This window comes from Paenibacillus kyungheensis, assembly GCF_028606985.1.
In the GTDB taxonomy this organism is placed as follows: Bacteria; Bacillota; Bacilli; order Paenibacillales; family Paenibacillaceae; genus Saccharibacillus; species Saccharibacillus kyungheensis.
Genome location: NZ_CP117416.1, coordinates 2231184 through 2247150 on the forward strand (window position 1 = coordinate 2231184; position 15967 = coordinate 2247150).

The window sequence follows — 15967 nt, forward strand, 5'->3', positions numbered from 1 at the left end:
ATGAATATTTTACTTGTCGATGATGAATCTTATGTTACAGAGAGTTTGGAACTCACGATTCCATGGACAGAATTAGGCATTGAAGAAGTCTACCGCGCGGATTCTGTAGATCAGGCGCTACTGGCTTTGAACACATATGATATTGATATTGTAGTCACTGATATTCGTATGCCTGACCGTGATGGATTAGAGCTGCTGGCAGAGATAGGGAATACATGGCCGCATATTCGCACACTTGTATTGACCGGTTATTCGGATTTTGAATATGCACAGAAAGCGATTCGTCTCAAAGCAGGCGATTATATTTTAAAACCTGTCGATGATGATCCTTTTATGGAAAGTATTCGTCGTGTAGTCACAGAGATTGAAGCTGAATGGGGACAGACAGATAAATACAATCAGCTTGCTTATCAGCGTCAATCTGAACTTGAGTTGTTGCGTGATGGTTTATTAAATGATCTATTATTAGGTCGCGAAGCATCTGATCGTAGTATGTTGTCGCGTCTGGACACGTACGGTATTCATATTAAGCCTGATCATACTGCTCAAATGTTATTTGTTCCTCCAGGTTCGTATACGCAGGATCAGACCGAAGAAGCGATTCGTTTGCTAGAATATGCTATTGGTAATATAACGAATGAGATTTTGGGAGAGCATGGTGCTGTCTGGTTAGGACGTGCTCCTCAAGGCGGACTGGTGATTTTATGGCAGTATGATGCTCAGATGTATGCAGGTTATAAGCTACACATTCGTGAATTACGGGATAGTGTACATCGTTATTTAAAAACGAACTTGTCATTCTGGGTGAGCGATCCTTTTGTATTTCCGACTGAGATTTCCTCGACGTATCGTCAGATGATGCGTTTTGCTCATTTGGCGTATGCCGCAGCTGAACAAGGAATTCATTTTATTCAAGAACAGCACCAACCATTAGAACGCCCATCGGCAATGAAATTTATGGAGTCGCTCTACAAACCACCGGCATTGATTCATTTACTAGAGTCAGCTCAATGGAATGCAGCCAAGCAAAAAGTAGATCAAGTATTAGATACGATGGAATCGTTACCTCTTACACATGAACATTTATATGAAGTCTATCTAGCTGTCAGTAATGCACTGGTGTATATGGCTCATCATCATGGATACAAGTTAGCAGCATCGGATTCCGGCGGTCTTGACCCTTTTTCTGCGCAACAGATCACCGGTTCACTAAGCAAACTTCGTCTGTGGTGTAATAGTGTGCTGACTCGTATCGAACTGCAAGGTACACCTTCTGCTTTAGAGCCAAGTCGTAGCCGTATTGTGAAGCAAGTACAAGAAATGGTCGCTGAAAGTCTAGGTCAAGATGTATCGGTCAAAACGATTGCTGATCGTGTATTTTTGCATCCTGTATATCTATCTAAAATCTACAAAACCGAAACAGGTGAAGGACTGGGCGATTATATTATTCGGATTCGTATGGAAAAAGCATTGTATATGCTCAAACATACCAATAGCAAAATTTATGAGATTACCGCAGCGTTAGGTTATCAAAACCCCCAATATTTTAGTAAATTATTTAAAAAACATTACGGAATGACACCAAATGAGTTCAGAGAAACATAAATGATTGCAAAAGGTGCAGGAATGTTATATTCGTGACATAGGCGATTGATGTTCTTGCACCTATACTTAAGAAGTAAGCAAGAAGCAACATACAAGGTTAACGAACGTGAGTAGAAATAAGCTTGAATGTAAAATAAGGGGGAGCAACATGGGAATCAAGAAAACAGCGACGATCGTCATGAGTACACTACTTGTAGCGGCAAGCCTAGCAGGATGTGGAGGCGGTAAAGAAAGCGCACCTGCGGCGGTCAATACTGAAAACGTATACAAAGAGAAATACGATCCACCGGTAACGATCAGCACAGTATGGGGAGTAGATCCAACATTACAATTTAAAAATGGAGAATCTGCTGAAAATAACGTAGCCACTAAATGGGCAAAAGATAAATTTGGGATAGATATCAAATCTCTCTGGTCTGTAACAGATACGAATGGTGCATTTGCTACCAAAGTGAGATTGGCAATGTCTTCCGGGCAAGAAATGCCAGATGTTGTGACAATCGGAGATACCGATTCCCAACTAGCGCAAGACTTGATCGATTCAGGTATGTATAGCGAAGTTGGCCCATTGTTCGACAAGTACGCTTCAGATACATGGAAAAAAGCAATGTCTGAAGATGCTAATGTCTGGAATCCTTATATCCGCGATGGTAAAAAAATGGGTATTCCTGTTCTAGATTATGCATATAACCATGATTATGTATTATGGATTCGTCAAGATTGGTTAACCAAGCTGAATATGAAAGCGCCTACCACTATGGATGAATTAGAAAAAGTGATGGAAGCTTTCAAAAACAACAATCCAGATGGATTGGCACCAGATAAAGTCATTCCACTAAGTATCGGATTCAAATCTTCTATGAATACATGGATGGGCGATCCTTCTTGGATCTTTGGAGCTTATGGAACGATTCCTCAACAATGGAACTTAGCTTCTGATGGTACATTGCAATACGGTTCGATTCAACCAGGAATGAAAGAAGGTTTGGTGAAGATCAAAGAATGGTTCGACAAAGGATATATTCCGAAAGAAGCAGCACTATGGGATGAAAACAAAACATCTGAACCAGCAGTGGCAGGTACAGCAGGTATTTTACCAGGACCTTACTGGATGAGCGGATGGCCTTTACAAGATACAGTGAAAAACGTACCAAGTGCAGTCTGGAAACCGATCACCATTCCAGTTGGACCAAATGGCAAAGCGATGCGTCATGGTACAACAACAACGAACGGCGTAACATTGATCAATAAAAACATGAAACACCCTGAAGCATTCTTTACGTACCAAAACTACATGTTCGATCAATTAGCGAATCCGTCTGCCAATAGCGAATTTGATAAAGGTCTATTTAAAGGATATGACTATGATGTAGATTCTTCTGGTAAATTGCTAACAGGAGAAAATATTCCAGGCGGCTATGTAAACAGTGTACGTTATCTATTGGTTCGTGATGGTGCACGTATTCCTAATGCTCAAATGGATGCTTTGATTAAATTAGCAGATGGCGGCAAAGCAGAGACTCGTCTAGAACGTGATATTCAAAATAACTACGGTCCTTTGACACCGGAAGCGGCTAAAGTATTGATGTCTCAGAAAGACAGTTCATATCCAAACATGTTTACGGGTCCAACGACACAAAGTATGAAAACGAAAATGGATTACTTGAACAAAATCGAAAGTCAAACCTTTAACGAAATCATTTATGGTAAATCTCCTATCGATTCATTCGATACTTTTGTACAAACATGGAAAACATCAGGTGGCGATGAAGTTACCAAAGAAGTGAACGATTGGTATAAGAGCGTTCATAAATAAGTAACAGATATCAAGTCCTATTGATCGAACAGTAACAAAAGGATATGAGAAAATAACGACTCTATCCAGAGTCGTTATTTTCTTCCTATCTACTGAACAGCAATATATAGAGATATAGAAATATAGAGGAAATACGATATACAAGGCATTAGGAGGAGAGAAATGAAAACACTACGCAAAAATTGGCCGTTTCATGTCATGCTACTACCATCTATGATTTTCTTACTTATTTTCAGTTATGTACCGATGGCTGGAATCGTGATGGCTTTTCAAGATTACAAACCATGGTTAGGATTTACAGGTTCAGAATGGGTAGGGCTTGCTAATTTCCGTTATTTATTTGAACGACAAGATAGTATACAGGTAATCTGGAATACATTAGTTATTGCAGTGTTGAAATTAATTTTCAATTTATTTGTACCCTTTATTTTTGCTATTTTGCTAAATGAAATTCGTCGTGTGAAATTGCAACGTACGATCCAGACATTAGTATACTTACCGCATTTTCTTTCATGGGTTATTTTGGGTGGTATTCTAATCGATTTGCTGGCAACCGATGGATTTGCTAACCGTATTTTAAGCACATTCGGCGTACAACCGATCTTCTTTCTCGGGGATAATGACTGGTTCCGGTTCACAGTCATTGCATCTGATGTATGGAAGGAATTTGGATACAATACGATCATCTTCTTAGCAACTTTAGCAGGTATCAATCCTTCTCTTTATGAAGCGGCAGAGATGGATGGAGCGACTCGTTGGAAACAAACATTGTACGTAACGATCCCTTCAATGATTCCAATGGTAGCCGTAGTAGGTACGCTAGCACTTGGTAATGTATTGAACGCTGGATTCGATCAGATATTTAACTTATACAACCCGCTTGTATATGCGAAAGGCGATATTATCGACACCTTCGTCTATCGTACAGCGATTTTGAATGGTGAAATGGGCTTTGGTACAGCGATCGGATTATTCAAATCAGTCATTAGTATGATTCTTATTCTCCTGTCTTACCGTTTAGCGTACAAATGGGCGAACTACCGTATATTCTAAAGGTGATTTGGTAACCTTCGTACAACATCAACGGATCATTTAAAAAGCGAAACGTAAAGGAAAGAGGGAGAATATGTATTTCAAAACTAAAGGATATCGCGTGTTTAATGTATTTAATACTATTTTGCTTATCCTATTATCAATTATGTGTATCATACCTTTAGTGCATGTATTGGCGATTTCACTCAGTTCCAAAGCAGCAGCCGATGCTAATCTAGTTGCACTGTGGCCGATTCAATTTTCATTAGAAGCATACAAAAAAACCATGTTTAACCCGGTATTTTTACATTCGATCTGGATATCAGTATTGCGTACTGTGATTGGTACAGCGATCACATTATGCCTAACTTTTCTAGCGGCATATCCATTGTCCAAAGACAATTCGGTCTTTAAAGGACGCAATATTTACTCTTGGATTTTCGTATTCAGCATGGTATTTACAGGTGGATTAGTACCATTTTATATCGTTATTCAGAAATTAGGCTTAATCGATTCATTCTGGGTACTAGTATTGCCTGGTGCTGTAAATACATTCCTGGTTATTCTAATGCTTAACTTTTTCCGCGGAATTCCTAAAGAACTGGAAGAAGCCGCATTTATCGATGGAGCAGGGCCATTCCGTACTTTGTTTACGATCTACTTGCCAATCTCATTACCATCAATCGCAACGATCACTTTATTCAGCATGGTATTCCACTGGAACTCATGGTTTGATGGATTGCTTTACTTAAACAATGCTAGCCAATTCCCATTAGCAACATTCTTACAAACCGTTATTATTCAACAAGATATGAGTTCAATGAGCTCCAGCCCGAAAGAAATGGAATTGATCTCTCAAACAACTGTCAAAGCCGCCCAAATCTTTATCGGCGCAGCACCAATCCTAATCGTCTATCCTTTCCTACAAAAATTCTTTGTTAAAGGTATGACTCTAGGTTCCGTCAAAGAATAGTAAAACCAACTCAAATCTTTTAAAAATCTTCACCCCTGCCCCCTCATTCAAAAGGCGCACTTTATCTTGTAAAAAGTTGCACCCCTAGCAGAGCGTAGGGAACAAAATCAATTCTAAAGGAAGCCTTTAAGGTTGGATATCGATTGCTTAGCAGTCTAATCAAGATATCCAATCTTACCAGCGACCGACAGAATGATTTTGTTCCCGGAGCGGTCTAACAACAAGCAAATATGTAACCATTAAAGGAGCCAATCATGACCACTATTGAACCAACCTGGAACCATATGCTTCATGGAGCCGATTATAATCCTGAGCAATGGCAACACCGTCCTGATATTTTAGAAGAAGATATTCGCTTAATGAAATTAGCCAAATGTAACGTGATGTCTGTAGGTATTTTCTCTTGGGTGGCATTAGAGCCTGAAGAAGGTGTCTATAACTTTGAATGGCTAGATCGTATATTAGATAACTTTGCAGCGAACGGTATCTCAGCATTATTAGCTACCCCAAGTGGAGCACGCCCGGCGTGGATGTCTGCGAAATACCCTGAAGTGTTACGTGTAGAAGCAAATCGTGTGCGTAATCTGCATGGTTTCCGTCATAATCATTGTTTTACTTCTCCGGTCTATCGCGAAAAGGTAGAAACGATGAACAGCAAATTAGCAGAACGTTATGGGGAGCATCCAGCAGTAATCGGCTGGCATATTTCCAATGAATACGGCGGGGAATGTCATTGTAATTACTGTCAGGATGCGTTCCGCACTTGGGTACAGAACAAATACAATACACTGGATAATCTCAATGAAGCATGGTGGACGAACTTCTGGAGTCATACCTACACCGATTGGTCTCAAGTGGAATCACCTGCACCGCACGGGGAGACACAAGTACATGGTATGAATCTGGATTGGCGTCGTTTTGTGACTGATCAGACGGTAGACTTTTGCCGTCATGAAATAGAGCCTTTGCGTAAAATCAATCGTTTGTTGCCTGTAACGACTAACTTTATGTTTACCGGTAATTTCGATGGATTGAACTACTGGAAATTTGCTGATCTATTAGATGTATTGTCATGGGATAGCTATCCAACATGGCATGATCAAGCAGGAGACGCTGTACAAGGAGCAAGTATTGCCTTTATGCATGATATTGTTCGCTCTATTAAGCAAAAGCCTTTCCTATTGATGGAAAGTACTCCAAGCTTAACGAACTGGCAAGATGTCAGTAAAAATAAACGTCCGAATATGCATATGCTATCTTCATTACAAGCAGTTGCACATGGATCAGATTCTGTACAGTATTTCCAATGGCGCAAAAGTCGCGGTTCAAGCGAAAAGTTCCACGGGGCTGTTGTTGACCATGTAGGGCATGAGCATACACGCGTATTTCAAGATGTACAGGATGTAGGGCAAGCGTTATCCAGTATGCAAGATATCGTAGGCAGTCATGTGAATGCAGAAGTTGCTGTTATCTATGATTGGGAAAATCGCTGGGCGATCAAAGACAGTCAAGGGCCTCGTAATATCGGCATGAAATACGATCAGACTGTACTTGACTGTTACCGTCCTTTCTGGGAGCGAGGGATTCCTGTCGATGTGATTGATATGGATCAAGATTTATCTAAATACAAAATCGTAGTGGCTCCTATGTTGTATCTTGTACGTGATGGCGTAGGCGAGCGCATGGAGAAATTTGTAGAAGCAGGCGGAACACTCGTAAGTACGTATTGGTCTGGTATCGTAAATGAGACAGATTTATGCTTCTTAGGTGGATTCCCGGGGCCTTTACGCAAAGTACTGGGCATCTGGTCAGAAGAAATTGACGGATTACATGACCATGAGCGCAATCAATTGAAGATGTCAGACAATAATACATTACAATGGCAAGGGACGTATGAAGTGAAAGAACTTTGCGATTTGATCCATTTGGAAAATGCAAAAGCATTAGCTGTGTACGGAGACGACTTTTATGCAGATCGTCCGGCACTGACAGTGAATGAATTTGGTGAAGGCGAAGCTTATTATATTGCAGCTCGCACAGAGTATTCTTTCTTAAATGAGTTGATCGGAAAATTAACCGAACGTCAAGAAATCAAGCGTACATTAGCAGCCGATTTACCTGAAGGAGTGACTGCTCACTCACGTACAAACGACAAAGATGAATTTCTGTTTATTCAGAATTACACATCAACTTCGCAACAGATTTCTTTGGATCAACAAACCTATTATGACATGTTAGCAGAGGCAGACAATACTGGAATATCCAGTAAATTAGAGGTTCCAGCTTATGGAATTCGTGTTCTCAAAAGAAGCATTTAAATCCCAAAAGCAAGGAAGGAATGGAGTACTCGTTCCTTCCTTATTTTTATATACACTTCAATTTTAATCTTTATTTTGATATATATTTGCTGTAAAAATCACCTTCAGATAAATTATATGTCGAAACAATTAAAATAACATTGAATATTGTTGTACTTTCATATATATTGAAATCTGAAAGAAACGTATATAGCGATAGAGAGAAAGTTAAACCGTTTACATTTATTACTTATTATTCAAATTATCAAGAGGGGGAGAGACATGCCGACCATACATGATGTCGCCAAACATGCTGGCGTCACTCCAACAACAGTATCCCGGGTATTAAATAACAGGGGCTATATCAGTGATAAGACTCGTAAAAAAGTGTACTCTTCGATGGAAGAGTTGAACTACCAACCGAACGAAATTGCACGTTCACTCAAAAATAAGCAATCGAATATTATTGGGTTGATTGTGCCGGATGTATCACATCCTTTTTTTGCTTCATTTGCTAGTCATATTGAGTATTTTGCGTATGAAAAAGGAATGAAGGTATTGTTATGTAACTCGCATCTTGATCCGATTAAAGAAAAAGAATATATCGATATGATGCGTGGTAATCGAGTCGATGGCATTATTATGAGTAGCCATACACTGGAAATAGAACAGTATCAAAATGTGCAAAGCCCTATTGTTACATTTGATCGTCAAATAGGCGATATTCCCTTTATTTCTTCGGACAATTATATGGGAGGCAAGCTGGCAACCGAATTGCTGATTAGTAAAGGCTGCCGTAAGATTGCTCATATTTGTGGGAATTTACAGTTGAATCTACTTGCGAATGAGCGAAGTAAAGCTTTTTTGGATGTAGTCAATGTACATAATGTTGATCATGTTGTCATTGAAACAGATATGAATGTTTTCCATACACGAGAATATCAGCAATTAATCCGCGAACTGTTATTGGATCATCCAGATCTGGATGGCGTGTTTGCAACAAGTGATATTATCGCAGCGTATGTGATCAAAGAATGTATGGAAATGGGCATCCATGTACCTGACCAAATTAAAGTCGTTGGTTATGATGATGTCAGTGTTGCTCCCTGGATTACGCCTTCACTTACAACAATTCGTCAGCCGATTGAAGAGATAGGAAAGTTGTCGATCGCATTATTGAGCCAACAAATTAATAATGAAGACTATATCATCAAAAATCAGCTAGATGTTACTTTGATTGAAAGAGCTTCCACGATGTAGTGTGGAGGTTTTTTATAAAAGGTATGTTAACCGATTGATAGGCTTTATTGGGTAATTGCTACCTGCATATGACACCTTGTCACTTTGCCAGTATTTTATATAGAATACACAGGCAGTAATGTGTATGATTGACTTCAACAAATATAATGATTTAGCGTTTCAATATGTGGTACATTTTGAAAGTATGATCTATCATAAAAAACTTTCTTATTCGAGCGAAGAAGGGGAAGATTACAGATGAGCTACAGTATTGAGCGGGCTAATGTATTTATTGCTGAATCCAAGCATTTATTAGTAGATCAATATCGTTTACATTATCATTTTATGGGCGAGTTTGGTTGGATTAATGATCCCAACGGCTTTATTCAATACAAAGGTGAATATCATTTATTTTATCAATATCATCCGTATCAACCAGTATGGGGACCGATGCATTGGGGACATGCTGTAAGTAAAGATTTAGTAGAGTGGAGACATCTACCGGTTGCTTTGGCACCGGATCAAGAATACGACCGTGACGGATGTTTTTCAGGAAGTGCGATAGAACATAAGGAAGATCTGTATCTATTATATACAGGGCATATCATGACAGGGCCTGATATCACCAAAGACTATTATCAAGTTCAGAATATAGCTGTCTCCAAAGATGGTGTTCTTTTTGAAAAAGATGCTCATAATCCGGCGATCAATACCGATCAGATTCCCTCACATACCAGTCAAAAAGATTTCCGCGATCCTAAAGTATTTGTGCGGGATGGACAATTTTATATGGTACTTGGCTCTAATGACGATCAAGGCAAAGGATTGATTTTGCTATATCGTTCTGCTGATCTGCACACATGGGAATATGTAAATGTCATGGCACAGAGTGATGGTACATTGGGCGATAACTGGGAATGCCCTGACGTATTCGACTTGGATGGGGTAGATGTATTGATGATGTCTCCGCAACGGATGGCTCCTCACGGCAATGATTATCATAATTTACATTCCACAGTCTATATGATAGGTAGGCTAAATACAGATACAGGTGTTTTTGATTATAATCAGTATGTTCCGATCGATTATGGTTTTGACTTTTATGCTTGTCAGACTACATTAGACGAACAGGGTAGACGTATTATGATCGGTTGGATGGATAGCTGGGAAGCTGTTATGCCTACACAGAACGGGCATCATTGGGCAGGGGCTATGACATTACCACGTGAAGTGATTCGTGATGGCGAACGATTGTTATTCCGTCCTGTAGCAGAATTAGAGCAATATCGCTTAGATGGATTACATGCAGAATCATTTGAAGTGCAAGGACAACAAGTACTAGATTACAGAGGCGAAAGTTACGAGCTTGAACTGACCGTCGATGTTACCAAAACCGAACAATTTGCGATCCATTTGCGTACAGGCGAAGCAGAAACAACAGTGCTTAGCTATTCACCACTAGAGCAATTGTTCCGCTTCAACCGCGATCAATCCGGTATTGGCCCGGGCGGGGAACGCATCACTTCACTACCCACACCAGAAGGCAAACTACATGTACGCATTTTTGTAGATACATCTTCTATAGAAATCTTTTTACAAGATGGTGAAAAAGTCATGACCGGACGCATTTATCCACAACAAGAATCACAAGGCATTGCTTTATATTCCAATGGCATCACTCAAGTAGAATCTCTACACATCTGGAATCTAGCCCGCCCTGAACGGGTATAGATAAATAATGTAAAAAAAGAGCTATTCCTAACTGTGTAACAACAGTAGAATAGCTCTTTTACCTTATATTTACACAAATTTCACACACATTTTGTCTACCCATTAAATGATTTTACTCTTTAAATCGTTCTATTCATATTAGACTCAATCTCATCTTAAAAACCATTTACAAACATCCTAATAAAATAATAAAACAAATAATGAAAACTATATTTCATGCCATTTCCAAAATAACAATCTTAACGCTTGAAAACTTATCCATAAAAATGAAATCCATAACCCTATAAACAAACTAACTACTACGCAACCCAAAAATCACAACTAAAAGCCACTCCCACCAAATTCATCTTTTCTTTTTGGTGTGCTCTAATCCAAATGTACCTCATCGCACAAGCGAAAGGGAAAGTATAGTCCTGAAAGAGCGAAGCGCTCGCCTTTGAAGAAAAATGCCGACTGCCTAGCAGTCATTCCAGGCATTCTTCTTCAACAGCGACGACAAGGACAATACTGCCCCTGAAGCGATTTCCCTTTTCAGCACCAAACTCAACTATTACTCAAGCTTTTAGTTCAAAAACGCATCCAAAGCAATAGTCACTTTCCCTTTAGAATCAAAAGCACCTTTGGTATAAGCGTACCATGTACCATAAGACTGTGGTTCCCAATAGAATACGCCTAATCCTTTACCACCGGATACCGAACGTGTTTTGTTCAAAATATCAGTCAAAAATGCTTTGGAGGTTGTAGGATCGCTGGCATCCATGCCAACTTCACAGACCATCACTTCTTTGCCATAACGAGCAACCATATCATTCATATTGGTTAGCGTTTGTTGTGTTAACGTCTGCCAGTTGTTTTTATCAGGATATAGTGACATACCGATTACATCATATTTAGCACCATTTGCTTTGAGTCCGTCAAACATCCAACGGTATAACGAGTTGTCATATCCATTAGATAAATGAACGATAACTTTAGTGCTACTATTTACCGCTTTGGTTGCATCATAACCCGAATTAATCAACCATGCGAAGTTTTTCATATTTGCTGAAGCGCGTCCTTCTTCCCATAACATACCATTGTTCGTTTCATTACCTACTTGCACCCATTCAGGAGTAACACCTTGAGCTTTGAGAGCGGTCAAGACATCATACGTATGGTCATAGACAGCTTTCATCAATCCATTAAAATCTTTAGTTGCCCAGTCTTTCGGTTTGGTCTGATTCGCAGGATCTGCCCATACATCGCTATAATGGAAATCGATCATAATACGGAATCCCATTTTTTTAGCACGAACAGCTTGTTTGATTACATCTGCTTTATTAGAAAAGTTTTTAGCAGGATTTACCCATACACGTAGACGAATCGAATTCATCCCATGATCTTTTAAAATTTGTAGCGCATCTTGTTTGACACCTGCGTCATTATAAAAAGCCCAATTGTACGATTCCATCTCTGATAACCAGCCTACATCTGCACCTTTGGCAAAAGTCGCTGCATGTACTGTAGGTGTAAGCGGAGCGACACTATAACTTAACCCTGTAAGAATAGAGAGACTAAGTACAACCCCGGATATACGTTTCATGATTTTACCAGACCACTTGAACATAAATAACCTCCTAGAATTTTATTGTATGCGTTTACATTAAATCTTAAAAAAACAATTCCTTTTAGCAAGGAACATCACTTATTGTAGCTTGACTATCCTGCTAACGTAACCTATAAAAACTCAATATTTTAGCACTTTTGACAATAAAGATTCGTAAATTCTATTTTTCGTACTTAGGTATACAAAATAATCATTGTTGCTATATCAAGATAGCTCTTACACAATATGTTAAAAACTACAGACTGGTGATTTACAATGTAGAAAATACCCTTTATGATATAACTGTTATTACATAGTAAAGATTACGTATAACAAACTTAATTTTGCTTACAAAGTTGCTGTTTATATAAACGATTTTTCTTTTTAAAAGGAGTTGCATACGTAATTGGCGAAATAAATAACAAGAATGTTATAAAAATGTTTCAATCGCTTAAAGGTTATGTCTGAACTTACCGATAAATAAGGTATTCAGTATTTCCTTTTGACCACACAATCGGGCTTCTTGACATGCAGTTGTATCACAATAATGACTGGGACATCGCATCATACATAATGTGAACCAGGGAATGGTAGGGATAATATGAAAAAAACAGGTTTGTGGATGCTAACGTTAATAATGATCTTCATGATAGTATTGCCTGCTACAGGACATGCTGCAATTACAGAAAGCACGCATATTAATTTGGATGGACAAGAGCTAGCTTTACCAGCAAGCGGACAAGTAGAGACTGTTAATGGCACAGTGATGGTACCGTTACGTGTGATCGTTGAACAATTGGGCTACAAAGTAGGCTGGTCGAACCGTACACAAACAGCAACAATCAAGCAAGGCAAAACAACATTACAATTAGCAGCAGGAAGTCATACCGCTACCGTTGATGACAAGGCGATTGATTTGCCAGAAGCGCCTTTATTGCAAAATGGAACCACCCTTGTACCGCTTCGATTTATTAGTGAAAATACAGGCACAACTGTGAAATGGGACAATACAGCCAAAACGGTGTACTTGACTACTCCTAAAAAAGTAGTCACTCCTGCAAAAGGTAACCCTACAGACACAACTACGACAGCAGATACGGCTGATCAATCTGCTTTGCAAGCTATTAGCTTTAGTGATAGTCGCTTAACAGTTACATTAAATGGAACAGCATCGCCTAAATATAGTGCTTTGACTAATCCTAATCGGATCGTTCTTGATTTGCCGAAAACAGCTTTTTCTGAATCATTTTTAAATGGTAAAGTGATGAACCTGGGCAATGTAGGCAAAGTAGATGTCACAGGTGATCCAGATGTAGCAGGTATTCGGTATTCTCTATTTAGCAACGAACCTTCTACAGTGCGTGTAGTAATGGATCTTAACAATGCACAGAAATATAAAGTCATTAACAATAACAAAGGTGTAGTTATTGTAGAGTTAGATGGAGCAGTTAAGCCATCGTCTACGATTACGAATGGAAATGGTACAGCCAATAATGGAAATACACAAGTCTCCAGTAATCCAAATACATCAACAGACCCAGTAGTAGTAACCAATCCAGATGGTTCAACATCTACTGATCCAAATAGTGATCCTACGGCTACACCAACCGATACACCTTCCAAAGCTGTACCGGTGACACCAAGTTCTGGCCCTGGTAAAGATGGCAAAAAATTAGTTGTTATTGATGCCGGTCATGGTGGCAAAGATTCAGGAGCAATTAGCATTACAGGCAAATATGAAAAAAACTTTACTTTACCTGTAGTGCTCAAAATTCAAGCGTTATTGGAACAAGAGCCTGATATTGATTTTGTATTAACACGTAGTGATGATAGCTATCCTACATTGCCAGATCGAGTAAAAGTGGCTAATGATCTGAATGCAGATGTATTTGTATCTATTCATGGAAATAGTACAACTTCTGCTGTTTCTCCAAGCGGTACAGAAATGTATTATAGCCGTTCAAGTAGCTTAACCCTTGCACAGATTGTGCATAAGCATGTAGTAGCTGCGCTTGGATTATCAGATCGTGGTATTCATCAGAAGAGCCTTCATGTGACAAGAGAAACAACAATGCCTGCTATATTGATCGAGGCTGGATATTTAAGCAATCCGACAGATGAAGCTTTGATGTATACCGATGCTTTTCAAGAACAATTGGCAGAAGCAGTGGTGGCTGGAATTAAAGAATATTTAGGTGTCTCGTAAGCAGGTTATACGATTTCATTGAAACTTTAATGTTTCATTTTAAAGAGTGTGTGGTAATGAACCACGGTAAACTAATGACGAACTTGTCATTTTTAGTGGTTCATACATAACTCTACATATCAGACAGAAGGCAACAGCATTTTCAAGGAGGGCATCTATGAAACGAAATCTCATCACTCTGGTAACAGCAGCTGTGTTACTGACTTCTACGCCTCAAATGATGGAAGCAGCAACAACGCCTGTACCTGTGGGTAAAGTAAATCTACCTGTCAACTTCCGTTCAGGTCCTACACCGGATAGTACAGTATATGGCACACTTCAACCGGGCACTAATATTAAGATTCTGCGCGAAGTTAACAGTTATTGGCTACGGGTAAAAGTAGGAGTCAAAACAGGCTATGTATCGGCAAGCTATATCAATTACACGCCGAAGCCAAAAGAATCTAATCCGGTGAGTACATCACCAGCATCGAATACAGTATCCAGTCAAGAACAGTCTTCCAAATTGCAGACTGCTAAAGATACACCGTCAACGCCAACGATTACTCAAGCAAGTGCGCCTGCTCCTGCACCTACAAGTACACCGGTAACACCTATACCACGTAAAAATGATCCTGGTACAGGTATTGTAGAACGTGGAGTGAACTTTCGAGCGGAGCCTACAACAGGAAGTGATGTGTTACGAGTATTACCTGTTGGTGAGACATTCAAAGCGTTAGAGCAACCTAGTGTATCTTGGATTAAAATTAAAGACAGTACTGGAACAGTAGGATATGTATCTACAGATTATGTTTCCTATACATTACCTGCATCGGCTACACCTGTTTTGACAAGTCTACCTGTAGATGCTATTCCAGAAGTGGATGATACTCCGTTTCAACCACCTGTGACGGTTACACCGCCACCTACACTTGCAACAGGTTCACCATTAGATGAAGCTACAGCGGATCTTATTTTAGGTAGTGCATTAGCATTACAAGGTATTACACATTATGGATATGGTAAAAATGAAGCACCTACGTTATTCGATTGTTCTTCATTTACACGATATGTATTTGGACAAGCAGGAATTGATCTTGCCTGGGGCACACAATACCAGAAAAATGTAGGTATTGAAGTTGAACGTGGACAATGGCAAAAAGGGGACTTGCTCTTTTTCTCAGGTGGCGACCCGAATGTGATTTCTCATGTAGGCATATACGCTGGCGATAATAAGCTAGTTCATAATAGTGTGAGTTTGGACGGAATTGCTATTTCTAATCTTGATCTAGATTATTGGGTGAAGCATTATGTAACAGCTCGTCGTGTTTTACAATAAATAACAGTGATGTTAAAGCTCTGGTAACTATAAAAGCAAGCCGTTATTTTCTTTACAAAGTGTAGAGAAAGGAACGGTTTGCTTTTTTTTATAAAACTATTGTAAGCGTTATCAGAAGTGTGTATACTACACATCATATAAAGGATTGTTACTGCGTGTAGCAGG

At 39.3% G+C, this 15967-nt stretch carries 10 protein-coding genes; 9 read left to right on the top strand and 1 reads right to left on the bottom strand.

Annotated elements, in window-relative coordinates; translation table 11 throughout:
* The 7 genes from PQ456_RS09905 to PQ456_RS09935 all read left to right on the top strand — a co-directional run bounded on the left by PQ456_RS09905 (position 1) and on the right by PQ456_RS09935 (position 10693).
* Positions 1-1605 carry a response regulator gene (locus tag PQ456_RS09905; protein ID WP_273615965.1) on the top strand — a complete coding sequence of 535 codons (1605 nt, stop codon included), beginning with the start codon at positions 1-3 and terminating at the stop codon, positions 1603-1605.
* A gap of 148 nt (positions 1606-1753) precedes the next feature.
* Entirely contained in the window at positions 1754-3421 is a 1668-nt protein-coding gene (locus tag PQ456_RS09910; protein ID WP_273615966.1) for a type 2 periplasmic-binding domain-containing protein, read from the top strand.
* Between the two features lie 162 nt (positions 3422-3583).
* Complete coding sequence (locus PQ456_RS09915; protein ID WP_273615967.1) at positions 3584-4474, top strand: ABC transporter permease; 891 nt, start codon at positions 3584-3586, stop codon at positions 4472-4474.
* Positions 4475-4547: 73 nt separating this feature from the next.
* Entirely contained in the window at positions 4548-5426 is an 879-nt protein-coding gene (locus PQ456_RS09920) for a carbohydrate ABC transporter permease (RefSeq protein ID WP_204824358.1), read from the top strand.
* Between the two features lie 254 nt (positions 5427-5680).
* Complete coding sequence (locus PQ456_RS09925; protein ID WP_273615968.1) at positions 5681-7744, top strand: beta-galactosidase; 2064 nt, start codon at positions 5681-5683, stop codon at positions 7742-7744.
* A 261-nt stretch (positions 7745-8005) separates the two neighbouring features.
* Positions 8006-8983 carry a LacI family DNA-binding transcriptional regulator gene (locus PQ456_RS09930; protein ID WP_273615969.1) on the top strand — a complete coding sequence of 326 codons (978 nt, stop codon included), beginning with the start codon at positions 8006-8008 and terminating at the stop codon, positions 8981-8983.
* A 237-nt stretch (positions 8984-9220) separates the two neighbouring features.
* The gene (locus PQ456_RS09935) at positions 9221-10693 is read left to right on the top strand and encodes a glycoside hydrolase family 32 protein (RefSeq protein ID WP_273615970.1); all 1473 of its coding nucleotides are present in this window, start codon (positions 9221-9223) and stop codon (positions 10691-10693) included.
* A gap of 562 nt (positions 10694-11255) precedes the next feature.
* Here PQ456_RS09935 and PQ456_RS09940 read toward each other — a convergent pair.
* Positions 11256-12299: a glycoside hydrolase family 53 protein gene (locus PQ456_RS09940; protein ID WP_273615971.1), complete on the bottom strand. Its 1044-nt coding sequence runs from the start codon at positions 12297-12299 to the stop codon at positions 11256-11258.
* A 616-nt stretch (positions 12300-12915) separates the two neighbouring features.
* Between PQ456_RS09940 and PQ456_RS09945 the strand changes: the two genes are divergently transcribed.
* Both PQ456_RS09945 and PQ456_RS09950 read left to right on the top strand, forming a co-directional pair.
* Complete coding sequence (locus PQ456_RS09945) at positions 12916-14484, top strand: N-acetylmuramoyl-L-alanine amidase family protein (protein ID WP_273615972.1); 1569 nt, start codon at positions 12916-12918, stop codon at positions 14482-14484.
* Positions 14485-14641: 157 nt separating this feature from the next.
* Positions 14642-15802: a C40 family peptidase gene (locus PQ456_RS09950; RefSeq protein ID WP_273615973.1), complete on the top strand. Its 1161-nt coding sequence runs from the start codon at positions 14642-14644 to the stop codon at positions 15800-15802.
* Positions 15803-15967 lie beyond the last annotated feature (165 nt).